31 protein-coding genes and 1 riboswitch are annotated in these 24476 nt (G+C 67.8%); of the genes, 6 read left to right on the top strand and 25 right to left on the bottom strand.

The features are described 5' to 3' along the window. Positions 1-20: 20 nt before the first annotated feature. Complete coding sequence (locus tag ABZS29_RS38540; protein WP_355470017.1) at positions 21-347, bottom strand: hypothetical protein; 327 nt, start codon at positions 345-347, stop codon at positions 21-23. Then, entirely contained in the window at positions 344-1444 is a 1101-nt protein-coding gene (locus tag ABZS29_RS38535) for a tyrosine-type recombinase/integrase (protein ID WP_355470016.1), read from the bottom strand. Before ABZS29_RS38535 ends, ABZS29_RS38540 begins: the two co-directional genes overlap by 4 nt. 408 nt (positions 1445-1852) lie before the next feature. Here ABZS29_RS38535 and ABZS29_RS38530 point away from each other — a divergent pair, with 408 nt between their 5' ends. Then, positions 1853-2050 (top strand): hypothetical protein, encoded by a 198-nt coding sequence (locus tag ABZS29_RS38530; RefSeq protein WP_355470015.1) that lies wholly within the window; start codon positions 1853-1855, stop codon positions 2048-2050. 110 nt (positions 2051-2160) lie between these two features. Here ABZS29_RS38530 and ABZS29_RS38525 read toward each other — a convergent pair whose 3' ends face one another. From ABZS29_RS38525 to ABZS29_RS38475, 11 genes are all read right to left on the bottom strand, one after another. Beyond that, positions 2161-2952, bottom strand: a complete 792-nt coding sequence (locus tag ABZS29_RS38525; RefSeq protein ID WP_355470014.1) for a helix-turn-helix transcriptional regulator — start codon at positions 2950-2952, stop codon at positions 2161-2163. Next, a complete protein-coding gene (locus tag ABZS29_RS38520; protein ID WP_355470013.1) occupies positions 2949-3182 on the bottom strand; it encodes a hypothetical protein in 234 nt (77 codons plus the stop codon). The genes ABZS29_RS38525 and ABZS29_RS38520 overlap by 4 nt, the downstream gene beginning before the upstream one ends. 659 nt (positions 3183-3841) lie before the next feature. Continuing rightward, positions 3842-4603 carry a hypothetical protein gene (locus ABZS29_RS38515; RefSeq protein ID WP_355470012.1) on the bottom strand — a complete coding sequence of 254 codons (762 nt, stop codon included), beginning with the start codon at positions 4601-4603 and terminating at the stop codon, positions 3842-3844. A 188-nt stretch (positions 4604-4791) separates the two neighbouring features. Then, the gene (locus tag ABZS29_RS38510; RefSeq protein ID WP_355470011.1) at positions 4792-5289 is read right to left on the bottom strand and encodes a DUF2690 domain-containing protein; all 498 of its coding nucleotides are present in this window, start codon (positions 5287-5289) and stop codon (positions 4792-4794) included. A 79-nt stretch (positions 5290-5368) separates the two neighbouring features. Beyond that, positions 5369-6670 (bottom strand): hypothetical protein, encoded by a 1302-nt coding sequence (locus ABZS29_RS38505; RefSeq protein WP_355470010.1) that lies wholly within the window; start codon positions 6668-6670, stop codon positions 5369-5371. Between the two features lie 651 nt (positions 6671-7321). Beyond that, a complete protein-coding gene (locus tag ABZS29_RS38500; protein ID WP_355470009.1) occupies positions 7322-8512 on the bottom strand; it encodes a helix-turn-helix transcriptional regulator in 1191 nt (396 codons plus the stop codon). A 57-nt stretch (positions 8513-8569) separates the two neighbouring features. Beyond that, entirely contained in the window at positions 8570-8833 is a 264-nt protein-coding gene (locus ABZS29_RS38495; RefSeq protein ID WP_355470008.1) for a hypothetical protein, read from the bottom strand. A 524-nt stretch (positions 8834-9357) separates the two neighbouring features. Further along, a complete protein-coding gene (locus tag ABZS29_RS38490; protein WP_355470007.1) occupies positions 9358-9747 on the bottom strand; it encodes a hypothetical protein in 390 nt (129 codons plus the stop codon). 29 nt (positions 9748-9776) lie between these two features. Further along, positions 9777-10943, bottom strand: a complete 1167-nt coding sequence (locus tag ABZS29_RS38485; RefSeq protein ID WP_355470006.1) for a hypothetical protein — start codon at positions 10941-10943, stop codon at positions 9777-9779. A 175-nt stretch (positions 10944-11118) separates the two neighbouring features. Beyond that, a complete protein-coding gene (locus ABZS29_RS38480) occupies positions 11119-11283 on the bottom strand; it encodes a hypothetical protein (protein ID WP_355470005.1) in 165 nt (54 codons plus the stop codon). 232 nt (positions 11284-11515) lie between these two features. Next, on the bottom strand, positions 11516-12301 hold the full coding sequence (locus ABZS29_RS38475; protein WP_355470004.1) for a hypothetical protein: 786 nt from the start codon (positions 12299-12301) through the stop codon (positions 11516-11518). 255 nt (positions 12302-12556) lie between these two features. Next, positions 12557-12721: riboswitch (cyclic di-AMP (ydaO/yuaA leader) on the bottom strand. 996 nt (positions 12722-13717) lie between these two features. Here ABZS29_RS38475 and ABZS29_RS38470 point away from each other — a divergent pair. Continuing rightward, complete coding sequence (locus ABZS29_RS38470; protein WP_355470003.1) at positions 13718-14062, top strand: hypothetical protein; 345 nt, start codon at positions 13718-13720, stop codon at positions 14060-14062. Continuing rightward, positions 14062-14337: a hypothetical protein gene (locus ABZS29_RS38465; protein WP_355470002.1), complete on the top strand. Its 276-nt coding sequence runs from the start codon at positions 14062-14064 to the stop codon at positions 14335-14337. The genes ABZS29_RS38470 and ABZS29_RS38465 overlap by 1 nt, the downstream gene beginning before the upstream one ends. Before the next feature lie 29 nt (positions 14338-14366). Here the strand turns inward: ABZS29_RS38465 and ABZS29_RS38460 are convergent, their stop codons facing one another. The 11 genes from ABZS29_RS38460 to ABZS29_RS38410 form a co-directional block, all read right to left on the bottom strand. Then, positions 14367-15404 carry an ATP-dependent DNA ligase gene (locus tag ABZS29_RS38460; protein ID WP_355470001.1) on the bottom strand — a complete coding sequence of 346 codons (1038 nt, stop codon included), beginning with the start codon at positions 15402-15404 and terminating at the stop codon, positions 14367-14369. Between the two features lie 72 nt (positions 15405-15476). Further along, positions 15477-15620 (bottom strand): hypothetical protein, encoded by a 144-nt coding sequence (locus tag ABZS29_RS38455; RefSeq protein ID WP_355470000.1) that lies wholly within the window; start codon positions 15618-15620, stop codon positions 15477-15479. An 81-nt stretch (positions 15621-15701) separates the two neighbouring features. Continuing rightward, complete coding sequence (locus ABZS29_RS38450; RefSeq protein WP_355469999.1) at positions 15702-15878, bottom strand: hypothetical protein; 177 nt, start codon at positions 15876-15878, stop codon at positions 15702-15704. After that, positions 15875-16600, bottom strand: coding sequence for a hypothetical protein (locus ABZS29_RS38445; RefSeq protein WP_355469998.1), 726 nt, complete (start codon positions 16598-16600; stop codon positions 15875-15877). Before ABZS29_RS38445 ends, ABZS29_RS38450 begins: the two co-directional genes overlap by 4 nt. Before the next feature lie 26 nt (positions 16601-16626). After that, complete coding sequence (locus tag ABZS29_RS38440; protein WP_355469997.1) at positions 16627-17613, bottom strand: Pycsar system effector family protein; 987 nt, start codon at positions 17611-17613, stop codon at positions 16627-16629. Positions 17614-17615: 2 nt separating this feature from the next. Next, the gene (locus ABZS29_RS38435; RefSeq protein ID WP_355469996.1) at positions 17616-17816 is read right to left on the bottom strand and encodes a hypothetical protein; all 201 of its coding nucleotides are present in this window, start codon (positions 17814-17816) and stop codon (positions 17616-17618) included. Further along, on the bottom strand, positions 17813-18199 hold the full coding sequence (locus tag ABZS29_RS38430; protein WP_355469995.1) for a hypothetical protein: 387 nt from the start codon (positions 18197-18199) through the stop codon (positions 17813-17815). Before ABZS29_RS38430 ends, ABZS29_RS38435 begins: the two co-directional genes overlap by 4 nt. Next, positions 18196-18777 carry a hypothetical protein gene (locus ABZS29_RS38425; protein ID WP_355469994.1) on the bottom strand — a complete coding sequence of 194 codons (582 nt, stop codon included), beginning with the start codon at positions 18775-18777 and terminating at the stop codon, positions 18196-18198. Before ABZS29_RS38425 ends, ABZS29_RS38430 begins: the two co-directional genes overlap by 4 nt. Next, positions 18774-19292: a hypothetical protein gene (locus ABZS29_RS38420; RefSeq protein ID WP_355469993.1), complete on the bottom strand. Its 519-nt coding sequence runs from the start codon at positions 19290-19292 to the stop codon at positions 18774-18776. Before ABZS29_RS38420 ends, ABZS29_RS38425 begins: the two co-directional genes overlap by 4 nt. 116 nt (positions 19293-19408) lie before the next feature. Then, the gene (locus ABZS29_RS38415) at positions 19409-20479 is read right to left on the bottom strand and encodes a DUF2637 domain-containing protein (protein WP_355469992.1); all 1071 of its coding nucleotides are present in this window, start codon (positions 20477-20479) and stop codon (positions 19409-19411) included. Positions 20480-20564: 85 nt separating this feature from the next. Beyond that, on the bottom strand, positions 20565-20774 hold the full coding sequence (locus ABZS29_RS38410; RefSeq protein WP_355469991.1) for a hypothetical protein: 210 nt from the start codon (positions 20772-20774) through the stop codon (positions 20565-20567). Between the two features lie 260 nt (positions 20775-21034). Between ABZS29_RS38410 and ABZS29_RS38405 the strand changes: the two genes are divergently transcribed. The 3 genes from ABZS29_RS38405 (at position 21035) to ABZS29_RS38395 (ending at position 23106) form a co-directional block, all read left to right on the top strand. Next, entirely contained in the window at positions 21035-21976 is a 942-nt protein-coding gene (locus ABZS29_RS38405; protein WP_355469990.1) for a ParA family protein, read from the top strand. Continuing rightward, positions 21973-22623, top strand: a complete 651-nt coding sequence (locus ABZS29_RS38400; protein ID WP_355469989.1) for a hypothetical protein — start codon at positions 21973-21975, stop codon at positions 22621-22623. The genes ABZS29_RS38405 and ABZS29_RS38400 overlap by 4 nt, the downstream gene beginning before the upstream one ends. A 282-nt stretch (positions 22624-22905) precedes the next feature. Beyond that, positions 22906-23106, top strand: coding sequence for a hypothetical protein (locus tag ABZS29_RS38395; RefSeq protein ID WP_355469988.1), 201 nt, complete (start codon positions 22906-22908; stop codon positions 23104-23106). A gap of 73 nt (positions 23107-23179) precedes the next feature. On the opposite strand, the gene ABZS29_RS38390 is transcribed toward ABZS29_RS38395, so the two are convergent. Next, positions 23180-24476 (bottom strand): hypothetical protein (locus ABZS29_RS38390; protein ID WP_355469987.1); only part of this gene is annotated, 1297 nt, incomplete at its 5' end.

Here is a 24476-nt window from a genome sequence, read left to right as displayed (position 1 = left end):
GCCCGTCGAGGATCTGGTGGTCATGGCTTGTTCCCTCCAGTGCTGAGCTCCAACTGCAGGCCGGTGGTGAGACAGCGGCGGCACGGCCGCCAGTCAGGGACGTCGTCGGGGTCGACGAAGAACCAGCCACGGCCGCTGCAGCCCATGCAGGCCGGCCGGGGACGCTGGCGCTCGTCGACGATCGTGAAGAGCCGGCGGATCTCGCGCAGCTGCTCGCTCCGTACGTCGGTGAGCTCGGGCCAGTCACCCGACAGGCCGACGTTCGCGGGCAGGCCGGCCTCGAATGCTGTGATGGCGGCGGCCAGGCCAGCGATCTCGGTGTCGGTGGCCGGTGGTTTCGTCTTCACGCGCTTCTCCTGGTCGTGGTCGGCGTCCGGCCGCGGCGGCGTTGCCGGGCTCGGAGTTCGGCGTCGACGGCGGCGTCGGTGTGTTCGGTGTAGACCAGCGTGGTCTGGAGCTTGCGGTGCCCGAGGCGCTTCTTGACCGTGAGCAGGCTGACGCCGTCCTTGATCAGCTCGGTGGCGTGGGTGTGGCGCAGCTGGTGCAGCTCGAGGTCGTCCTCGCCGGCGATGTGCCGGTACCGCGCCCATGACTCCTGCGCGGTCGCGTACGACAGCGGCTGGCCGTTCCAGTTGCGGGTGGCGCGGAACAGCGGCCCGTGGGTCCAGCCGGTCTCGCGCAGGTACCGCCGCGCCAGGTTCACGACTCGCGGGTCGTCCAGCAGGATCGTGCGGACCGCGCCGCCCTTGCCGTGGACCAGGACGTGCTCGTCGCCCGGCGTCAGGTCGAGGTCTTCGATGTAGATGCGCAGGCCTTCGCCGATCCGGATCCCGGTGGAGTCGAGGATCTCGTACAACAGCCGGTCGCGCAGGTTCGATTTCGGGATGGCGTCGATGACTCGCCGGATCCGCTTCGGGTCGACCGGGCGCGGGACGCCTTCGGGTACGGCGACCCGCTCGAAGCGGTCCATCGGGGACGCGAGGATCAGGTCGTTGCGGACCGCCCACCGCAGGAACGCCGCGACCGCGGCCTGCTTGCGTGCCCGGGTTCCTTGCGCCAGGTCGGCGATCGCCGCGCCCCACGACCGCAGGACGCCGGCGTCGACGCCGGCGACGTCGCGGTCGGTGTGCTGGGCCAGCTGGACCAGATCGCCGCGGTACGCGCGGATAGTGTTGCCGGCCTTGCCGGCAAACTCCTGGTCGGCCAGGAAGTCACGGATCTGTCCGGCGATCGGGTGCTCGCCGGACAGCGCGAGCGCGGCCGGGCTCACCAGGCCCGCCCGGTCGCGAGGGCACGCGTCGAGCAGCTGCTCGTCGACCTGGTCGACGTCGACCTCGAGCTGGCCGGCCTGGTCGACGACATCAACGACGGCCGGCGTACGGCGGCGGTGCGGGCTGCGGTCATGGATCGACGGTAGGACCGCGAGCCGACGATCCGGCGGCACACCACGCTCACCAACCGGTGATAACGGGCAAATCAGGTCCGGCGTCCGGCCGGGCGTGTCGAGGCCGGTTCAGGCGTGATTTGAGCAGCCGGTCGACCTGCGGGGGTCCTGAAGGTTGGGATAAGGGCCGTTATCACCGGGATGGTTCGGCCAGCGGCCCGAGACATGGCGCGGGTGATCTGTGCCCAGTCCGGCGTACCGGGCCGACGAGCCGACGCCAGCTGACGGCTGCCCGGCCTACGAGATCGGTTACTTTGCGTAATCACTTGGGCCATTGTTTTACCGTGCTGGTGGTACGCCGAGCAGTTGCTGAGTTGTGCGCACCGATGAGTGAGGCGGTCCCCGCTCGAACGAGGACCGCCTCGAGAAGACCCGCAGAACCCTCGCAAAGAGAACTGGAGCTTCACCATGAGCGTAGAACCCCCGCCCACCCCCGGACCACAACCGCACCGACCAGGCAACGCAGTACTGGTGGTGATCGCCGTACTGCTGTACGGCGGCCTGCTGCTGATCGGCGGCAAGATCGGCGTACCCACTGAGGCGCTCGTGCTGTTCGCCGGCCTCTGGCCGCCGACCTGCATCCTGCTCGGGAAGCTCCGATCCTGAATCCCCGGCACTGGCTAGTTGATCGCAGAGACGACGCAGGCCCCCAGACTGAGCCTCGGGGACGGGGAAGGGCCCCGGCATCACGCCGGGGCCCTTCGTGTTGTTGCTGTTCAGCTGGCGACTGCCCGGGACGAGGACAAGCCGAGCTCCTCGACCTTCTCCTGGATCGCGTCCGCGGACCTGCCCAGCCTCCACACGAGCGCCGACTTCCCAAGACGCGGGTACAGCTGCTTCAGCTGGTCGACCGCGCTCTGCGACCAGCGCCGGTCGCGGATCCGGTCCAGGCAGTTCGAAAACTCGTCCAGTGTTCTCTGGGTGGCGCCGACGTTGGTCAGCAACGCGTCGAGTCGGACCGCGGACGGGACCCGCTTGCCGTCGAACCAGTCCGACAGCGTCGACTTGGGCACCCCGGTGGCCTGCGCGGCATCACGAGCAGAATGCAGCCCGTAGTGCTCCAGCAGATGCCGCAGTGCCAGCCCGAACTGGGCGGGGGTGTTGGCCTTCTGCACCTCGAGCCAGTCCTTGGTGAGCCGGACCCCGGAACCGCGCCGCGCGAGCGACGCGTTCACCGACATCTCCACGCTGGCCATGCGCAGCTGCTGCTCGGCTGCCAGGAAGCTGCGTGTGGCGTGCCAGAACTGCCGCCACGGCCCCAGGTTGTGCCGCGCCACTCCGCAGCCCAGCAGGAACGCCTGCGTCACCTCCCAGGTCGGTAACACCTTGCCCTTGGTCGCCCGGACCATCTGGGAGTGATCGCGGTACCCGCTGGCCGCGATCTCCCGGAACGTGACGCCGGCGCGGTTCTTCTCTTCGCTCAGACGATCAGCGAAGATCTGGACCGCGTTCGAGGTGGTCAGCAGTGACCAGTTGAGGTAGTCCTCCTCCTGCGGTGAGATCGTCATACCTTCACCACCGAGCAGCGCTGGACGAACACGACCAGCCTCCTGGCCATCTCGATGGCCGCCGCGGTGAGCGCCGAGACCGCGGCGAGCTGGACCGTTCGGTCGGCGTACCAGGCGGCAGCACCCGCCGCAGCACCGAGCAGGCTGTAGAACAGCCCCAGGTAGATGATCACCACGACCGCCGGCCCTAGCCTTCTTCGCGGCTGAGGCACATTGACAGTGCGAGACACGAAGGTCTCCCTTCAGTTGTCCCCGGCTCAACAAGAGCCGGGTGCGGAGGCCGGCTCCGAAGAGCCGGCCTCCTGATGTGGGTTGGCATGCACGGTCAAAGCGGGGGTCCTCGGAGTTAGCCGCTCCGTACTGATGGGCCCACGAATAACCGGGCGCGAACAACGCTAGGCCGGACTGTGGGTGTCTGACCAGACCTGCGCTGGTGCCTGTCAAGTGGCCGACTCTCACGAGTTATCGATACGCACCTATCCGTAAAGGTCCCGGCTGTCCGGCGGTCCTTAGCGGGGCATGAGAGCGCCCGCTGAGCGGCGCTGTGACGTAGGCCACGCGATTTGGTGCACGAACTCCGCCGACATTTGAACCGAGCGCCGTGCCAACCCCTGTCGAGCGAAACCAGCGCACAAAGGCGTCTGACGTGGTGAACACTGCAGGTATGCACCACGGTTGACCCGACTGAACCCGGATGAACCCATCCGCACCCCACTGCGCGCTGTGGTGTTCTGTCCGAGATCGTCCCGGATCGAGCTATTCCTCGATCCGGGAAGCGACTCTTGCTGAGCGGTCACCGCAGGTGGCCACACTTCCGAGGTTGTCGATGTTGGGTTGGCATCCACGGTCCCCCGGGTCTCCTGTTAGCCGCAGGGGACCCGGACTCATTTCAAGAGGTTCCCCAGAGCCTGGGTGGGCGCTCGAACTCGTACGGGATCACGTACTCCCAAGGCGGCAGGCCGGCCTTCCTGGTCACTGTGCAGACGAACCGGACCGTTTTCCCCTCGATCGGTTCGGCGTGGAAGACCCACAGGCCCCGGGTGATGCTGCGTCCAGCTGGTGTGGCGGGGAGGTCGAGCTGGGGGCTGAACTCGTGCTGATGAGGGTTGTCCGGTCCTGGGCCCAGTCCTGCAAACAGCTTGCGGACTTCGTCGTCGACCAGGGCGATGGTGGCCGAATCGAACGCGACATCGCATCTGACGTGCACGGGGATCCACCCCTGGTCAGGCACGTCGCCGCACTCCACAGTGAGGTTCGGTTTGGCCTGCTGGTGGGCCTGCGCCTCTTGCAGCTCGCGGGAGCGGCTTGCCTCCTCCAGCGCGGTGGTAGCGATCTGATTCGCCGCTTCGGCGGCAGCAGCTTCTCGCTTCGCGGCGGCCAAGGCATCGGTGGAGATCTTGTTCGCCGCCTCCGCAGCGGCTGATGATCGTCTGGACTCTTCCAGCGCTGCCGCGGCGATCTCGTTCGCGGCCGCGGTCGCCTCGTTGGCCTTCTTCGCCTCTTCGAGCGCCGCGGCGGCCGTCTTGTTCGCCTCGGCTGTATGCCTGTTCGCCCTGCGCATGCTGAAGAGGGCCAGCGTCGCCGGGACGGCGCCGATCGAGGCTCCGATCAGCCCACCGAACAAGCCGTCCCACAGTTGTGCATCTGCCATGCAGTGCACTGTGGGGTATCACTGCCGTATACCGCCAGTTCCGAGCTACGTGCGGGGGCGCGTGGATCTGACCTTTGCACCAATAGCCCGACCCGACATTCACCCAGTCCTCGGGTTTTGAGCCCGCCGTCTGCAACGACGAAAGGCCCCGACCGGGTGGTCGAGGCCTTTCGCGTTGTATGGGTCGATCAACCTGCAGGCGTCTCCACCTTCCCGCTCGTGGCGCAGTCGAATGCCGCGTCCAGGAGGCTCATGCCTCCACACCACACGGTCGCGGCTGCCTTCACCTTGAGCGTCGGGCTGTAGATCATCGGTGACCAGTACGTTCCCTCTGGCGACCCGTTGACCCCGTCGCCGAGCTGGAACGTCTGGGTGTAGCCGGTCTCCTGGACGGCGGCCAGCGTCACCAGCTGGTCGGACTTCATCCCGACCGGGTACTGGTTCCAGCGTGCCCAGTTGGTCTGGCAGCGGTCGGACCAGCGCAGCTCGAGGCGAGCACCGCTGAGGTCTACCCAGTAGATGGTGCGAGCACCGATCGCGCAGTTCGTCGCTGCGGGGTCCTGACCGGAGCAGTAGTCGCCGTAACAGGTGGGGGCCGGGTCGTCGGCGAAGGCCGGTGTGGCGCTCAGGCCGGCGACCGCGAGGACAGCCGCCGCAGTGGCGGCCATCGTGGTACGGAGCTTCATGTCATCCATCCCTTCGGGAGGCGTGAAGTGGGGGAGCGCGGCCCACTCGCCTTCGGCGAGAGGGCCGCGCTGGTGGTCGCTATGCGACGTCCGGAACGTCCTCGACCGCGGGCTCGACGGCCGGCGGGTCGACGTCCTCGAGGAGGGTCTTGCCGCGCTCGGGCGAGACCTCAACGACCCGCACGTACAGCTCCTCGTCCTCGGACAGGTTGCCCGAGGAGAACAGCGCGCGGATCTCGGTGGACATCCGGCTGACGTGCAGCATCGCAAGCCGGGGAAAGCCCGGCAGCCGGAGCAGGACGAACCCGCCCTTGTGGTCGGCCTCGGGGACGATCCTGCTGACCGTCGCCCAGGTCGCGAACCCGACTTCGGGCATCGGCCCGATCGGGCGAACGTCGGCCGGTTTCGCGCGCCCGCGCAAGGCCACGGCGACCTTGCGCTCGTTCGCGTCGAGGCGGGTGATTGCCACGTCGACGCAGTCGCCCATCTGCGGCGACGCGCCGTTGAATTCCTTCTCCGGCAGCAGCGCGTTGACGTCGTCGCGGACCTTGATGAAGGCACCGACGCCCGGCAGGACCTTCCGGACCGGGGAGTTCGTGATCACGCTGCCGACCTCGAACTGCTCCTGGATGGAGATCCAGGGGTTGCCCTTGGAGTAGTCGAGCAGCGAGTAGAACTTCCCGCCGTCGGGGTTGTGCACGATGCTGCCCCGGACCGGCTGGCCAACCCGGAACTTCTTGGTCAGGTCGGTCACCACCCGGTTCCAGTCGACGTCCCTGCCGGACAGCAGGTAGATGTCGGTCGTGCCGTCGATCTGTACGACCGCGCGCTCGCGGTCGACCGACAGCACCTGGCCGGGTGCGTCCTCGGGAGCGAAGCCCTTGAGCGGAGCGAACTCCATCTCGTCGGGTAGTTCGGCCTGCACGGCGACGAGTTCCTTCACCAGGGTGCGCCTGAACTCCTCGACGTCCAGGTAGTTCAGGTCGCCCGGGTACTTCTGCACCCGGTCGCCTTGGAAGTCGATCGGGATATCGTCCATCCGCTGGCTGATCAGGACGACGCGCTTGCCGAACGCGAAGCTGAGCATGAGTTCGGCCGACACGTTGGGGTTGCGGCCGCTGAAGTCGGCCAGGACGAGGTCCGCCTCCTGGATCCCCTGAGAGATCGTCTCGAGGATCCCGCCCTTGCCGTACATTCCGTCGGCCCGTCGCGGCTTGAGGCCAGCCGCCTCGATCGTCGGCGCCAGGATCTTGTCGTAGAAGCCGTCGAAGTCGAAGAGCTTCTGGTCCCCTTCCGGACCGACGAGCTTCTGCTTGAAGGGCATGATGACGAACACCCAGCCATCGCCCTTGGGCGAATACTTCCGCGTCAGTTTGAACACGGGAGCCACCACCTTTCTGCGGTTGGCAGTGGGGACCCCCCCAAAAAAAGAGGGGGCCGCCACCGTTGCTTGACGAGGTAGGGATTCACCTCTAACTGATCTGCCGTGGATGACTAGTCCACCTGCTCGGCAGGTCTGCTAAAGAACATCGTGCGGGGTCCGCCGCACGGCGTCAAGCAGCGCCCAAAAACAGCGAAGGGCCAGAGTCCGAAGACTCTGGCCGCTTGCACTTGGCCTAGACGCAGTAGTCAGCTGCATCAGCCTGGGCCCCCACAGCACGAAGGCATGCGTGACCCGTATCCCTTTTCGTCAAGCAACCGCAATAGCGGCGCTCCTGTCCGCGGAGATCGTAGCGATCAGAGCGAACACTCGCTATTACCCCACATCGGTGGCGTTGGCGCAAGCGTTACAGGAAACCGCTCACCATCTGATTTTGAATCCAGATGGCAATACGAAGAGTAACATTTACACGGGAGAAGGTTCAACCCATGGTAACCCTGAGTAGTTTTCGGTATACAGAAAGGATACTCAGGGCACGACTTCCGTACTCAACATGTTGCATTGGGCAACATTGACGCCTCCGTAGCGCCCCGTCGGCGCACCCTTTCGTACCTACCGGTAGGCGAACGATCACGGACGTTTCCGAAAGCATCAGCCGCCCCCGGGGAAGAGCTTCCGCAGGATGTTCCTGCGGGGGCGCCGGTGCTTGGCACGCTTCTCGCCGGTCGGCGGCGGGGGCTGGGCCTCGAACCGTCGTACGACGGTCACGCCAGGGTAGGTGGACTTCGGGAGCGCCTTGTCATCTCGGTGAAGGTCGGGAGGTATCGATCGACGCAGGACAGCGGCCTGCTGTTCCGCGCGCGCCGTGAACCGCGGTCCGAGCGGCAGTTGGACACGCAGCCGTTCGTACCAGGGCCGCTCGCCCTCCGACGTCGTCATCATGATGTCCAGGGCCATGTTGACGCCCGCCGCCGCGTTGAGGTCGTCGATCCAGATGCCGATCGAGAAGGTCGAGCGCCGGCGAAGTGACGGGATCGCCGCTACGTCCTTTGCGCCCATGCCGTGGAACGGGCTGACGCTGATTCCCAGCACCCCCGCGGGCCGGCGTCGGGCCTGGACCATTCCGGACACCAGGTTGCGGTCGTACAGCCCGACCGTCAGCAGGAAACAGTGCTTGCCGTACTTCTCGCTCAGCTCCTGGGAGTAGACCAGCCCGGCCGGCGCCGGCATCAGCACGGGCTTGCTGCGAGACCACACCCGCTCCATGCACTGGGCGAAGTTCCGCTGCTCGGATGCGGTTGCCCCTAGCCCAATGATCAGGTCGTCGAGCCGGGTCGGCCGACTTTTTCCGGTCAGCCAGTCCTGGATCGTCGACTTCTTGACCGAGCTGACCTCAGCCATCTTCCGCAGCGATGTCCGGTTGGCCCGCTGCCCCAAGGCGCGGACGGCCTGGACCAGGTCCTCGGGTGTCTCGGCTTGCTGCAGGAGCATGCTGATCGTCGGCGCGTAGACCTGGATCTCTTGCTGGTCGCCCTGACCCGAGCCGGTCCGAGACGGCCGCACGTCTGCGGCAGCGTTCGGGGCATCCGTGGGTTCGCCGGGTCTGTCGAGGGACTTGCGGTACCGCTTGTCGGCCTGCTTGGCCTCGTGCCAGATGACCTCCCACATCTCCAGGTTGGGTGCGCCGCACGCCTTCACGAACTCCAGCATCAGGCGCTTCGACGGGAGTGTCTTGCCTCTGGTCGCGCGCGACAACGCGCTCGGCGAGTAGTGCGTCATCTCGGCGAGCTGCTCGAGGCTGAGATCCGCGGACTCGCGGACTGCCCGCATCGCCTCCGCCACTTGACGGAGGTGAAGCGGACAGTCGTCGAGCGAGATCTCGGGACGGCCCACCGGCCTTTACCGGATGGTGCGGAGCCGGACCGGCACCAAGCCGGCCGTCATCTGCGCGCCGGCCACCGCACCGGCGAAGGCGATCGCCGTGGCGTAGCCGACGGCGGTCTCCAGCGGCAGGCCGTGCAGGAGCAGTACGAGAGCACCGGCGAGTGCGCCCAGGTAGCCGGCGCAGCGCAGCCAGACCACCAGGATCAGCAGCCGCGGCGGGAGCTTGCGCCAGTCGTCACGCGGGTCGGGTAAGGCCGGGGGGAGGGAGGTGCGAGACATCCGCGTAGTCCGTTCTGTGAGGTGTGCTCGGCCCCGGGACGGCGGGACGCGTATGCCTGGGTTTCGGGCGAAAAAGTGCTTCAGTGCGGCACCCCGTGGTTCCTGCCACGGGCTGTCTGGAGCAGCTCTCAATCTAGTGAAGGCGACAGCTTCCCGACCACTATTTGGGGGAGATTTGTAGTTGCCGAACCACCACATGTAGTTGTCCGCATCTCTCGGACCGGAGTCCGAACAAGGCCGTCCGATCGGATTCAAAAACGACAACTACGCACCAGGTTGTTGCAAGAACTCCGGTGTTCAGGGCTCTGACCTGCGGAAATACAACCCGGACACTTTCCGGCTGTCCGGACCTGTCCACCTATACGTACAGGTCACCGAGCGCGATCCAAGATCTACACACGCCCGCTGTCGGGTCCTACCTGTCAGCCAGCGAATCCACGAGTTGTGCTCTGCCTGGGTGCACTCGGGACACACCCGGGCCTCCTGTTCCTGCAGGGGGCCCGGTCGCATGTCTGCACAGCAGATCAGCTGTCGAAGTAGGTCTGCTCCTTGGCGGTCGCCATGAAGGGGTTGTCCCAGTGGCTGCGTGCGCCCAGGCCTTTGTTGGTCACGACGAGATGCGGTGTGCCGGCGAAGATGGCCAGGACCATCGCGGCGTCGGAGTCGCGCTCGATGACTTCGCGCTTCTGCTTGTTGCGGATGCGCATGACGCGGCGCTGGCCAATCAGTGTCCGGCCGACTTCGGCGGTGTAGGTGTAGCCGTCGTGGTCGTACACGATGCGGGCGATGCGCTGCCCGGCCGGCGCCGGGCTCACGCGGGCGAAGCGGGCCAGTTCGGCGTACCGCTCCTCGTCGGACGATTGCTCCCAGCCGGGAATCGGAGGGACGAAGAAGTTGGTCAACAGGGTCTCCAAGGTCTTGGCGTGGGGGTTGTGGGCCGGGTCTATAGGGAGTCGATGTCGTCCTGCGACCAGCCCTCGTCGTCGAGCTCGTCTTGCCACTCCTCCTGGTCGGGGAGTGACCAGCCGAGCAGGGGCTCCTTGAAGCCGGCCTTCGGCATGACGAACTCGAGCTCCTGGCGAAGCTCGCGGACCAGGTTGAGCCGATCGGCCGGCGGGATGTTCTCGGTGCGGAGCCTGGTCGCGAACGGCTCGACGGTGGCCGCGGCGGCTGCCCACCGCGGGGCCGCCCGCGCCGCCTGCTTGATGATCGTCTCCTGGAAGAACTTTTGGATGCTGGGCAGCGATTCCTCCGTGACCAGCGTCAGGTCCGACAAGGCGAGTTCGGTCCGCAGCTCCTCGAACAGCTTTGGGGTCATTTTGTGCGGGAGCGTGGCGAACTGCCGGCGGTTGGTGGTCACGAGGAAGCCGAGGTCTTTGGCCATCCAGGCGAGCCAGGGGTGCGCGGTCCGGCAGACGAAGATCGGGACCATCGGCTGGGTCGGGTGCTTCATCTGGAGTACGGCGGCCTTGCCCAGTAGCTGGTACACCTCTTTGTGGATCGGGTAGAACCACTGGCGGCGGTTCTTCATCTCGATCGGAAGCGCGAAGGGACGCCGGGGCAGACCTTCGTCGTCGATCGAGTGGAGCCAGGCACCAGAGTCCAGCGCGCCGTACAGCTTGACCCCCATGGTGGTGCGGACCTCACCGAAGCCCTTCTCCATGGGGATCACGTGCGGGCCGGCGATCGACAGTGAGTGCCGCAGTACCCGTTCGCCGGCCTCACCGGTCGTGGTCGACAGGTTGAAGAACCGGGCGTACAGCATGCCCTTGCGCGAGATCGCCTTGTTGATCTCGGTACGGCGGAGCCTGCGGTCGGCCGGGACCAGCAGTTTCACCGCCCGGCTGCCTCTGGTGGTGTGGGTGACCTCGTCGAGGGCGTGCAAGTTCCGTAGACCTTGAACGGCCTCGGTGATGATGTGGGAGTGCAGCCGATCCTTCTGGCCGTCGTACACCACCCCGTGCTCGCACAAGCGCGCTTCGAGTTCGGCGTGGGCGACCGCCAGCTGGTCGTCGACCAGGTCCAGGACGGCTTGCCGGGCGAGCTGGAGCCACTCGTTCTTGCTCCGGGCCTGCCCGGCGCCGTGGCCGGAGACGTCGCGGGGGGTCATTTTTTCGGTTTGCTCCCCCCGCGTAGGCCGTATGTAGAGGTTTCTTTGGGCGGGTAGTCGAGCAGGGATGGACCCGCGTCGTCTACACCCGGGCGGGGTGTGCAGACTGGCGCTGGGCCCCGAGGACGGTTTCGGCGTCCTCGGGGCCCAGCTGGGCTACGTCAGTGGAGAGCGGTCAGTCCTCCCGGCGGACACCCTTGAACGGCTTGCCGTCGGCCTTGCCGTCCATGAACCGCCCGGTGCTGGTGTCGCGCTTGACCCACCCGCCGCTCGGGGTGCGGGTCTGCGACCGTCCGGTGACGGCGCCCTGGCGGTGGTTGTTTCCGGTGTTCTTGGCCATGGTTGTGGCCCTTCCTGATGCTGTCCGGATTCCCGTTGAATCCGGCTCGAACACCCTTGGTCTATATGCAGAAACCGCGATTACCCCCCATCCCGGTTCGAACTTTTTTGGCGGATCTGCGCGGCCCGGGCGACTACCGCCGCGGCCCGCGTAGTCGACACGGTCTCCCGGGCAGCTCGTGCTGCCGGAGTACCGAACGACGACCTCTCGACCTTCTTGCTGAACGAATCGCTCATGCTCCCCTTTCCCTCCGCAGCCGATCGCGGTGGTTCGCTACCACCCGCTCGACCGTTTTCGGTGTGACCCCGAGTCGTTCGGCGATCTTCACGTGGGTGATGCCCATGCTGATCATGGTGAAGATCTGTCGATCCCGCGGCTTCATGCCCTTCAGGAGCGCTCCGGTGTACTGCTGCTGGACCACGAGTTCTTCCGGGCCGGGGTCGTGCCGTTGAAGAAACTCCCGAGGCTCCTCCACCGGTAACGCTTCGATCCGGTCGGCGTCGTGGCGACGCCAGGACTGGTACACGTTGGCGAACTGGATCAGGCACTGCCCGATGAAGTACGTCCGCAGGGACGCACCCCGGCGGTAGTCCCAGCGGCCAGGTACCAGAACGTAGTCGCGGAACGTGACCAGCGCCCGGCCGACCGTCTCCATGACCAGGTCCTCGACGAGGCCGGCGTCGTCGAACGCGTTGGCCGGCGCTGCCGGCAGACCGCCGTGGCCACGCTGCCGGCAGTAGTGAAAGATCGTCCGCTTCCGGATCCACGACGTCAGCACCGCGACGGCGTACTTCACCATCTCGCTCTGGAAGTAGTCGTAGTCCGGGCCTTCGAAGTTCCGCCAGCCGAGCTCGAGGACCAACGCGTAGTCGGCCTGCAGCCGATCGACGTGGTCGGCGTTCCTGAACGCTGATGCCGCCTTGGCCCATTGAGGGACGAGACCGGCACCTACCTCCGGTTGTAACGGTGCGACGGCCACTGGCTGCTTCGCCAGCGCATCCGCCTCACCGGATTCCATGACCTGCCTCTTTCGTCGGGAGAGACCACGACTCCGTCGGGGTCACCCCCTCGTATATGCACTTGTCCCGATTACCCCCCAACTGCCGGGCAACTTTTTTTCTGGGCCCTTCGGCGACCGGCGGCGGGCACGGCGTACCGGTGGGCGTGGGCGTGCTGAGACACGGTGGACGTGGCACCGGCCAGGTCGGAGCGGCGTTGGCCGCGGGCATGGTTTCGGGTACGCCGAAGCGCCCCATGAGCCCGTTCTTGGGCATGGCGGATCCTCAAACGCCTACGGAGTTAGCTGTCGGGTTCGGGCTGGGAAATCTCGCCCGGTCCACTCCCGCGGACTTCACCCCAGGGACCCGACCACTCACAGTCGGACCCCAACCTCCTGGGTCCCCCATCGCTGCCATGTGTGTTTCGAGGGGAGCAGTCGGACCCGGCAGCGCTCGGCGTAGCCCGCATGCGGCCCGTCCTAATCGGCGGGCCACCCATCAGGGTAGATGCCATGCCGGACACGTCAGAAACCCTTTATCTCCGGGGCGTGTCGCAGCGAGTGATTGCTCAAAACCCTGCAGAAACAGGCGTTTTCGAACGTCGAGAGAGCCGTCGGGTTCCAAACTTAAAGAACGGTCCAACCGGATTACGGTCAGGGCCGATCAGCTCGGCCGGAGTCGGACCTCAGCTGACGCGGCGGCCGACCTGCAGCTGCGCCGTGAGCTGACCGCCGTCCGAGCGCCGTACGACGGCCATGTACAGGTCGCCGCCGATCGAGGTGGGCTGGCCGGTCACCTCGTACCGCTCGCCGTCGACGGCGCTGGGCGCCGGCCTTGTTCGGTACGGCGTCCTCGCTCACCCGGTCCCCCGTCGTCCCCAGCCCAGCGCAGCACCCACCCGTCACACGGTGTCAGCGCCCACCGGCGCCCGCCAAAAGGCGCAAGTTAGCCCGGCTAGACGTATAGCTTGCTCGGTCTCGGACCGGCGAAGAGCTGCTTGTTGTACCAGAGCGCGCAGGTACTGATGCCGCCGGAATCGGGCTGTGGATAACCCGGCCGGCGGGTCCTGGCTGGTGCATCTTGTAGGTAGAGGGCTCGGTGGCGAGGCCACGTCGACGTACCCGTCAGGTGCCGCTGCAGACGGCTACGGGGACCACGTCGACCGCAGGCCACCCCCGGCCCTCCCCACTCACCGGTGTGACGGCAGCGGTGTCTCGTGGGCGGTCGTACGGCGTACTTCCGTACGGCCGGCGTCTCGTCGACTAGCTGCGGTGAGGCCCGGCGGATCCGGGCATGGCAAAGGCCCGCCAGGTCACGAGGCGCCGGCCGTTACGCGGTGCCGTCTGCGGACAGCGTCAAGAAGTCGTGCGCGGGACGGGATCGAATTGATCACCCCACATGGGAACATGTGTTCGATTCTGTGGCAGCATGGAGGCATGGTCGGAAGGTTCAACGTGCGCGGCGGCCCCGGTGAGACGTCTTGGGAGGTCTGGGACAACTCCGTGAACGGGCAGCGCGGATCTGGGCTCACCGAAGCGGCGGCGTACGAGCTCGCCGCGGACCTCGAGTTGCAGTACGACGCCTACGGGCAGCGCTCCCCCGCGCACGTCCGGAAGATGGATTCGCCCGTGCCAGTCGAGGTGCAGACCTGGACGGGAGCCGGGTCGCTCGAGGCGTGGCTGTATGACCCGAAGGCCGGCCAGTGGTTCGGCCGGGTCCGCAACGGCGTCCGGATCGAGTGGATCCCCGCGTCCGAGCTGCGTCAGGCGGGCCGGGTCTGATGGCCGCCGGGAACCGTGGCCCGGTCATCCGGCTGCAGGGCGGGGTGCAGGACCGGTGGGAGTACTACGAGCAGGACTTCCTCGACTGCATCCTCGCCGCCCAGCGGATGGGCCGTACGACGACGGACGGTCCCGGCTGGCCGCTGGGCTACGAGCGGCCGATCAGCGGCCTGATCTGGACCTGGGCCGGCGGCCGCAACTGCCACCCGATCGCCGACGTCGACCCCGAACTGCTCGAGCCGTACGGCGACGCGGTCCTGGCTAACGCCAGCTAGATCCCCGGCGGAATCACTCTGCGGGCCGGTCAGTCGGTCGGAAGGACCGGGAGGTCGGCGGGGGTGAGGTCGGCCCGGATCCGGACGAACCGCATCGCATGCCTGATCTGGCCGGCCTGGGTGGCGGCGTCGGCCGACACCTCAGCGACCACGACCGGGTCGACTTTGGTCAGGGGTTTCTTGGAGTCGCGGCCTCCCCAGCGCTGCGATGAGATCTCGTCCGGCCACGGGTGGCCTTGCTTGGCCGGCGACAAGACCGCCGCGAGCTCGCGCGACTGCGCCGGGCTCAATGGCACGGTGCGGCCGACCACGACCAGGTCGTCACCGCGGTACAGACCGGCCACCACGACCTCCGGGCGCGCGATCGGCCCGATCACGCCGCCAACCACGATCTCTCTGGTCTCGCGGTGCTTCACCTTCAGCCAGCCGCCCGACCGGCCACCGGTGTAGCGGGTGGCCGCGCCTTTCACGACCAGGCCCTCGATGCCCATCGCGGCCGGGAGCACGTCGAACCACTCGCGGGCTTCCTCGAGGTCGTCGGTGACTGGGGTCAGCTGCAGCGGCGGCACGAAGGCCTCCGCGAGACCTTCCAGCCGCCGGCGGCGGACCGTCCAGCGCTGGGTCCGCAGGTCGACACCGCCGATCGCGAGCAGATCGAACGCGACGTACGACGCCGGCGTCGACGCGATCAGCGGCCCAGCCTTGGCCGGCGACGTCACGAGGCGGCGCTGGAGCGCGTCGAACGACAACCGGCCGTCGACCAGGATCACCAGCTCGCCGTCCAGTACGGCGCCATCCGGGATCTGCCGTACGGCGGCCGTCGTGATGTCGGGGAACCGGTCGGTCAGGTCGTTGCGCTGCCGCGACCACAACCGCGCGGCACCGTTTTGACGAACGATGCTGAGGCGATAGCCGTCGTACTTGGGCTCATATCTACTGGAGCCGGGCAGCGCGTTCGGGCCTGGGATCTGCTCGACCGACTTGGCCAGCTCAACGTCGACCGGCCCGGCCAGGTCCGGCGGGATCCGCACCGCCGCCGCGGGGTCGCTACGCCGTGGCTTAGCCATCGCGCCCCCTTTCGGGCAAGGGCAGTAGTTGCCTACAGCAACCCTGTACCCGGCTGGAACCGGGGCAGGTCGTCAGCCGCGCCCGGCCGCGAAGTGCAGACCGCCCGTCCTGGACAGCGGGTAGAAGTGATCCCAGTTGAACCCGATGTCGACGCGCCCCGACCCCGGTTCGGCGACCCCACTCACTACAAAGTGCAAGAGGTGTGTGGAACTCATCGGCGCTCGGTGCGCCGGGAGTGTGAGCATGATGAAGGCCTCCGACCGGATGCGGTCGGAGGCCTTCGCCGTACGGGTTGGTCAGGACGCTGGATCGGCGTCCTCGGGGTAGTGCTTGCGGTAGATCGCGAGCTTCCTCTCACGATCAGCACGGTCGGGGCCCAGCTCTTGCAGGAATGCGCCGAATCGGCGGACCTCTTCGGCATCGCCCGGGGTGAGCGTCTTGATCAGCGCCTCGAGGTTCTCGGACTGCGTCATGCGCGGGGCGCGCGCCGCGCGGAAGTCGTCCGCTCGGCGCTCTCGATCATCAGGAGGTGCCGTGTCGACCCACCGAATCGGACGGCGGCGGCATGGTCCTCGTCGGTCAGGGCTTGTTGATTGGCTTCCGCCTGCACGTGGATCCCTGGCTGGAGCGCCAGTTCTTCGAGTGCGGCGTCGACGGCTTCACGGCTGTAGGGCAGGCGGCCGGCTTCCACGGCTGCGTGTTCCAGCTCGCCTCGCAGCTTGGCGAGGCTGACCCAGCGTGGCGTGGCGCCGTCCTTCCCCGCCCGGTGGACCAGAGCGGAGTACGCCTGGCGCACCGCGAGCTCTACGGCCGGGCCGTACTGGACGTGATTGGCATCAGCCTCAGCTCCATCGCCGCTTACCTCCGCTGCGAAGCCGGTGAAGTCTCCGGTGGCGCCGGCGTCGGCCGCGGCTTCTCCGAGTACGCGCGCCCGGTTGGCTTCCTGCTCGAGGACGGCGAGCTGCTCGATCACGGCCTGCGGCAGCTTCAGGTTGGCCGCGGCTTCGGCGATCGCCCGGACGGCGGTGTCCAGTCCGGCGGTGCTGCCTTCTGTTCCTGCCCAGCGGTCCGGCAGTGTCTTCGACCAGCTGGCCACCTCGTCCAGTGCGGCGGTGAGGTCTGCCAGGGCGGCGCGGACATCGCGGACTTCGCTGGTCAGGCCGTCCAGGCTTTCCAGCTCGGTGTTCTCGTTCACCGATCCTTCTTCGGGCTGACCTCTCATCACGCGACTCCTATCCCGGCCGTGATCGCGGCGAGGACCATGCCGGCGGCGCCGGCGAGCATTGCCCACCGGATCCGGGTGTACTTGGCGTGTGTGATCCGGGCCAGCGTGACGGCCTCGGCACTGGCCGCCTCCACCTCGTCGATGCCCCTCAGCCGGGCCGCGAGCTCGGGGCGGTCCAGGGTGCGGATCGCGCCGTAGTCGAGGCGGTCTCTTCCCTCCCCCGCTGTACGGCGGGGAGGCCGGGGCATCACTGCCCAGGCCGTGCCCAGTACGCCGATCAGCAGGGTCGCGATGGTCGCCCACCGCAGGAGGCCTGCGGCGCCCAGCGCGCCGCTGCCGGCGGCGCCGATGAGGGCGAGCTCGAGGGTGATCACGATGCCGGCCTTCGCGTCGGCCTTCCCGATTTCGGCTCGAGCGCCGTCGACGAGTCGCCATGCTCGGGCAGCGGCTGCCGCATCGGCGGCTTCGTCGGCCTGGAGCTGGTGCAGCTGCTCGCGGTGGTCGGCTTCGTCGATCAGGAGCTGGAGTCGGCGCTTGCGGTACTCGGCTTCGTCCTGCTGGAGCTCGCGCAGGTGCTCCTGGTGCTCACGGTCGGCCGCGGCCTTGTCCAGCTGGAGCTGGACAAGGCGGTCGCGGTGGGCGGTTTCTGCTTGCCGACGTTCCTGCTCAGCGTCGGCTTCCTCGGCAGCAAGGCGTGCCTGGTCCTCGCGGTAGGCGATGTCAGCATGCCGCCGCTTCCGCAGGCATGGGTCCGTGTCGCAGTCGACCTGACCGATGAGGTCGTACGTCGTCGACCATTCGTCGACGGCGATCCGGACCTCCTGGTTGGCCTCCTCCCAGGTCGGGAAGTGACGGTCGGTCGACCACCAGCCGTCGCCCTCGTGGCGAAGGACCCAGCGCTTGCCGCTGTCGACCGGACCCGGTGCCGCGGTTGGCGTCGGGTCGGCGGCCGGTTCGGTGGGGGTGTTGATCTGGAGGGTCATGGTCAGACCTCGTTCTTGTCGGTGAGGTGGGCGATGAGAACGCAGACGGCGGTGAAGGCGAACGAGACAGCGGCCATGGTCCAGCCGACGCGGGATCCGTGATCGGTGGTGGCGAGGACGCCGGCCGCGGCCGCGAGTACGAAGAGCAGGGCGATCCGGATGGTGACGCGGGTGCGTTCGACGCGGGTGCGGCGCGACGTCATGCCGACCACACCCCGATGCGGCGGGCCTCGTTGGTCCATCGCTCCTGGTCGACGATTCCCCACACGACCAGGTAGCAGCCGTCGCGTAGATCGAAGTACTCGAGCATGCCCGGCAAGGAACGGTCCGTGTGGGGAAGCGAGAGGTTGGCTGCCCAGGCGGCCAGCGTTGTCGTGGCGTCGGTGTTGTCGGTTCCTGGCGGGACCTGGCCGCGGATCTCGGTCGGAAGTCCCCGGGTCGAGATGTTGACCTGCCAGTACAGCGGTGCCAGGTCGGGCGCGAGCTGGTTGAACACGTCGTCGGCCGGACCGGTGGCGGCGTACAGGTCGGTCGGTGGCGCGGCGGCGTACTGCTCGAGCAGCGTCGGGATGTCGATTGCGGTCATCGGGCGACCTCCGTGGTTGCGGCTGCGGTCGGCATGTCCGGCAGCAAGGGCTGGAGAGCGAACGGGCGAACGGTCACGGACATGGCGTTGGCGGTCAGGACGCGGGTGGTCATGGTGTTGAACCGGGAGACGAACTGGTGGGTGGCGGGGTCGCGCCAGGGTGAGATCTGGTCGGACAGGGCCGCGACGATCCCGATCAGGCGGGCGACGTCGTCGTGGGTGACGATGGCCGGCGGTTGGGTGGGGTCGACCGGCGGATAGGTCTTGTCGCGGCACGTAGGGCATTGCAGGCCGCGGCCGACGCGGACCAGTTCGGTCAGGTCGGCTGCGGCGTGCCGGCCGTGAAGCGCGGGAATGTGGATCGCGTCGCCGTCCTCGTCGCCTTCGACTTCGTCGCAGGTTTTCGTGTCGCAGGTCGCCGTCCAGCACGGCACTGGGAGCTGGCGAGGTCCGCCGTACTCGCTGCCGTACTTGTCGGCGTACTCGACGGCCTTCTTTTCGGTCGGGAAGTGGCCTTCGTCGCCCTCGCTGTTGATCGAGACGACCCAGCACGGGGTGGTGCTGACCTTGGTGATCATCGGGCCGCCTCCCGGTGGTCGACGGCGAGGGGGCCCGGCGGGATGCCGGGGATCGCGCCAAGGGCGTAGTCGGCGCGGAACCGCGGCAGCGGCGTCGCGAGACCGATGCGCTCGCCGCCGTAGATGACGGCGTGCAGGTCGGGCACGCGGTCGCCGGCGAGCGGGAGGATGCCGGCACCGACGGCGTACAGCGCGGCGATGACGTCGACCTCGAACCGGGCAGTGGCCGGGACCTTGGCCAGTGGAGCGGCCAGGGCCTCGATGAGGCGGGTGGCGTTGTTCGGTGCGAACTGCAGGGTGTCGAACCGCTGTCCGTCCAGGCCGCTGAGGCGGTCGGTGCGGATGACGACCAGGCGGTCGGTCAGGTACTCGGTGCCGTCCAGCTCGATGGTCCAGAGCCAGCCGCGGTGCCCGGGACGGACGCGGTGCCCGAACACTTCGGCGGCGTCGACGCCGCGCGGCTCGGGTCGGGGTGCGGGGAAGGTGAGCACGTTCCCCGGGGTGTGGTGGGACATGATTGGTGGTGACTCCTTGCCTTGTGCGGGTTGGGAGGTCTGGGCGGCCGGGCCGGGCTCCAACTCGGGTCCGGCCGCCCGCTGCCGTCTTGGGGGTGCGGCAGCAGTTCGAGGGGTCATGTGCCGCTACGGGTGCGGCGGTGGGTGATTGCGAGCAGGGCGGTCGCGGCGACGAGCATCAGGCCGTCGACGGCCAGGGGGCCCACGTGTGCGTTCAGGGCGTCCTCGCCCCAGCTGGTCAGCAGCCCGACCATGTGGCGGTAACTGAGCAGGGCCGCGACCGCGCCAACCAGGCCGACACCGGCGAACCGGGCGCCTCCCCAGAGCCAGCCGGACGGCCACTCGATCCGGGTCAGGACCTCGATCGACAGCAGCAATGCGAGCGGCCAGAACGCGGCGCCGATCAGTTCGGCTACGTGCGCTCCCCCGTCCGCGGCGTGCAGCACGTTCGCGGCGACGGACGCCACGATTCCGACGACGAAGGCGAGCCAGGCAACCACCCGGCCCGGAACGGCCGGGTCTTCCGGTGCTTCCGTTCCGGTTTCCGCTTGAGGTTCAGCGGAAGGCTCGGTCGTTCCGGCGACCGGGGCCGGCTCGGTCTCGCGTTCCGGTGCAGCAACCGGCGCGGCTGGCGGAACGAGGACCGTTCCGGGACCGGCGGTGACGGTTTCCGGAGCGAGGCTGATCGTCGGGTCCTGGACGGCCCAGGACGGCGCGGCCGTAGGCGCCTCTATGCCCCCCAGGGGCCCCGGGTAGCCAGACGGACGCAGGCTGGGCGTAGTCGCCTCATGGCCCAGGTTCTGGGCGAATGAGGCAAGGTTCTCAGGGTTTCCCCCGGCCTGAACCTCTTCATCGACTCCTTGAGTGGTCTGCGGGGCCGGTTCCGGGTCGATTTCCGCCGATGTTTCCGGTGTCAGCTCAACCGTCATCGATGCCGTGTCGGCAGCTTCGGCCGGAACGGGCTCGGTGATAGCCGGAACGGCGGTGCTTTCCGGAGTGGTGCGGTCGTTGTTCCGGGCTTCTGCGAAGCGTTCCGCGCCTTCCGCGCGAACGTTCCGGGCCCAGCGGTCGGTGCGGCCGAAGCGTTCCGCCAGCTCGAGGGCGGAAGGGTCGCGGCCTTCGGTCAGTTCCTGGACGTAGTACGCGACAGCGGTTTCTTTGACCGGTGCGTCGGCGATCTGGGTCATGATGGGGGGGTCTCCGTTTGGGTGGTCTTACTTACCTGCGGGGATCCGGGCCCGGCGTGCTCTCTCCAGCGCGCGCCGGGTCCTTTCACGTCTGGCTAGGCGACAGGTCGGCCTTGATCGCAGCCGACAACTCGGGGTCGCGCAGCAGGCGGGCGGCCAGCGCTCGCAATACGCCGGCCTGTGTGGCGCGCACGCCCGCGTGAAGGCACCAGGTGCGGAGCTCGAGGTGCAGTTCCGGTGCCAGATCGACGGTGGTCCGGACGGTCTTGTTTGGGGTGTCGGTAGTGGTGGTCATGCCGATGACGATACTCCGATAACTGCAGTACTGCACTACTGAATGTATAGCAGCTTGTATAGCACGTATGTCGGCAATTGTTCCGGCAGTGAATTTTGATGGCTTGAACTGCCGTCTGACCTGCAGTTTTCCGCGCGTTCCGCACTACCGGAAGAGCTGCAGGAAGCGGAACGACACGCGCAACAGGCCAGCTGGTCAAGCAGTACGACTGTGTGAGTCACTGGCCTTGAGACCACTCAGATAGCCGTGTTGGAGACCCCATGGACCTGTCAGTCGAGCAGCTGCATCACGCCTGCCGGCGCGTGATTGTGATCGTCAACGGCAAGGGCGGCGTGCTGAAGACCACGACAGCGGCCAACATCGCCGGGCAGGCGGCCGACGCCGGCCACAACGTGCTCCTGATGGACTTCGACCCTCAGGCGAACCTCAGCGAGGATCTCGGTGTCACCCAGGCGGGTACGGGGGATCAGGCGGGGGCGCCGCTGTTCGATGCGTTCGCGCGCGGCAAGGAGCTGGTTCCGTCGCACCCGCAGATCCGCCCGCGGCTCGATCTGGTCGGTGCCGACAAGGACAACACCGAAGCGCTGATCACGTGGCTGACCGCGCAGATGTCCGAACCGCGGGGGGAGCTGGCGCTGGCTCGGGTTCTCGCGCCGATCGCGCCGAAGTACGACCTGGTGGTCATTGACCTTCCGCCGGTGGTCAAGTCGGTCCGGCGAGCTGCGCTCGCGGCGGCCCGTTACTTGCTGATTCCGACTCAGGCGGACATTTCGTCGCTGAAGGGCATGCGGCTGATCGCGGAACAGTTCGCGCAGGCGCGGCATATCAACCCCGACCTGCAGCTGCTCGGCATCCTTCTCGTCCTGGTGGGAGAGTCGGCCACGGCGATCCGGAAAGACGTGCGGAACGCCATTGCCGCCGACTTCGGAACGGCGGAACCGATGTTCGACACCGTGATCCGGCACGCGCTGTCACCGGCGGAAAGCGCGCGGAAGCGCGGCTTGCTGGCGCACGAGCTGGAGACCTACGTGCCGAGCCAGGCGGAAACCTTCCAGCGGCTACGGCAGCGTGCAGCTGGCGCCCAGGTGGAACGTGCGGTCTCGTCGACGGCCGTCAAGGTGGCTGCGGACTGGGCCGGTGTGACCGAGGAAGCACTGCTCCGGATCGCGGACCGCGAGGCAGTGGAAAGGATGGAACCGTGAGCGGGGATCGGAACCTTCCGGCCGGCGGCCTTCCGCCGGCCGATCTGGGCAAGCTGTACGACGTGGCGCCCAGCCGGCGGGACCGGCTCCGGTCGATCCTGCCGTCGTCGACCGACCCGGTCGTTCCGGCGGAACGGCCGGAACGCAACCAGCCGGTGCCGGATCCGGCGCCGGAAGCCGGCCAGGATCCGAAGGCCGGCCACCCGGAACCGGACCAGCCCGTCGTCGCCCCTGTTCCGCCGGCCGTCGCCCCGGCCGATGACGTCGTACCGGTTCCGGAAGTGGCCGGCGGCAGCAGAACCAAGCCGGTCATTTTGTACATGCCGCTCCAGCTGCGGACGCGCCTGCGCCGTGCGGCTGTGGGCTCGACGCAGCTGAACGTGATGCTGGATGCGGTCGAGAAGACCGAGTCCGCCGGCATCTTGGGTCGGCTCGTGCGAGAGCACCAGGCACCGGACACCTCTGGACTGTTCGAGCGGCAGACGCCGCGCGGCTCGGAACCGCAGGTCCAGGTCAACGTGCGAGCGCGGCCCCAGCACATCGCGGTCCTGGATCAGCTCGCCGCCCGGTACAGCTCGAACCGGTCCGAGCTCGTCCGGGTCGCGCTCGATTACGTCCTGCCAGGCGGGCCACGGCGGGGCCGATGACCGGCTCACACGCGACTCACGCGGCCGCGCGGCTCACACACCGGCTCGTACGGCCGGCTCACACGCGAAATACGCCTCTGACCTGCGCAAACGCGGCCCGGCTCACCGGCTCACACGCAGAGGCCGAAACCCGGCCCCACGCGCGCAGGCGCGCGCGTGCACATGCGCGCACGCGCGTGCGCGCGCGTGGCCCCGAAGTCAAGCCCGGCGCGGTACGGCGAGCGTTCTGGCCGCCGATCGGCTGGAATGGACCCGAGACCACCGACGAGGGGAGACCTCACCATGGCGCGCGTTGAGCTGCGAGAGCTGGGCAAGGGCGGCCGGACGCACCACCTCAAGACCACCGACGTCGCGATCGACGGCGGCGACGAGGAGGCCTGCGTCGACCTGCTGCGTCGGATGGCTCGCCAGCACGGCAAGTCGGCCGCGGAATGCGAGATCGCGGTCAAGGTCGGCACCAAAACGAAGACGTACCGCGTCTGACGCTTGAGGTTGGCCGGCGCCGGCCAACCCTCAGCACCACGACCCCCGGATGCCCTGATGCACCGGGGGTCGCTCACGCTTGGCCGCCGTGCCGGGAGACGGTCAGGTTTCGCCGTGCGGCCCGCCAGTCATCGCGAACCGAGCTCGCCTCGAGCTGGATCGCTGCAGCCCGGGCCCGCGCAGCTTCGGCCCGCCGGGCGGCGATCGCCGCTTCCCGGCGCTCGTTCTCGAGATCCAGCTCGAACCGCGGGTGGTCGTTCACCGGGTCGATCTGCTCGAGGTACCACCGCAGCAGTCCGGGCGGGCTCGTCACGGCACCAGCTGTAGCGCTCGCCGCGTGGCCCTGATCCGACTTCGAGCTGCTGGCCAGGTTCGCACCGGGGGAGTAGCGGCCCTGTCGCCGGTTGATCGCGTCGAATGCGGTCACGAAGTCGGCCGGTAGCCACTTCCGGCGCAGCTCAGGAGCGGTGAATCGGCGCAGCTGCATCGCGATCCGGCCCGGCTGTACGCCACGCAGCCACAGGACGCGGGACGTCAGGTAGACCGCGATGTCGCGATGCGGCCCGAACCAGCTTCCACGGCCCGCCTGGCACTTGTGAACGGCCCCCCTGGCGGGGGTACCCCCCGGCCGGACCGAATCGGTGCGGCCGCCTCGTTTGTGAGCCCGCGAAGCGGTCGACTTCACCCCGTGAGGAACAAGGCTGACCAGAGCGAGACAAGAGCTGTAGGAGGGTCGCGTACCACTACGTGGTAGTCCCAAAATGTCGACTTTTCCAAGCTTTGTCACAGACCGCTTGCGCGGGTTATCCACAGGTTGTGAGGCGGCGGCCGGCTCGGCAACGACCAGCGGATTACCGGCCGGGCTGGCTCCTGGAACAGCTGAGAGGGCCGCTGCAGGCTCCTGAATGGCACGCGAGACCGCCAGGACAGGGGAGGCCGCCCGGAGAGCGGAGAGGGCAGCTGAGAGCTTCGCTGCAGGTGCGCAGTCCTTCCCCAAGCCGCTGGCCTCGCGTGCCGGTGTGATCAGGTCGGCCGGGTGCTCGCCGGTCACCAGAGCTTGAGCGAACGCGGCCGGCACCACGAGGGCGTACTCCGGGGTCATGCCGCGCTGCTTCGAGCCCTTCCGCCACAACCGCATCCGTTCCTCGTACCTGAAGCAGACCGACTGCTCGACCTGAACCGCCAGCCCAAGCCGCTCCAGGGCACGCCAGCACTTGCGCACTGTCTCGACGGTCACGGCCATACCGCGGGCCAGATCCGGGTAGGCGCGCCAGCAGGTGCGGCCGGTGGCGTCGTCAGCGTGGGCAGCGACTAGGGCAGCGAACTTGAGCAGCGTTGCAATGCGCACCTGGCGGTGGATCTGCTCTGGG

This window comes from Kribbella sp. NPDC005582 (assembly GCF_040605415.1).
Lineage (GTDB): Bacteria > Actinomycetota > Actinomycetes > Propionibacteriales > Kribbellaceae > Kribbella.
Note: the sequence above shows the minus strand (reverse complement) of the source record. Positions and strands in the feature narration are given on the sequence as shown.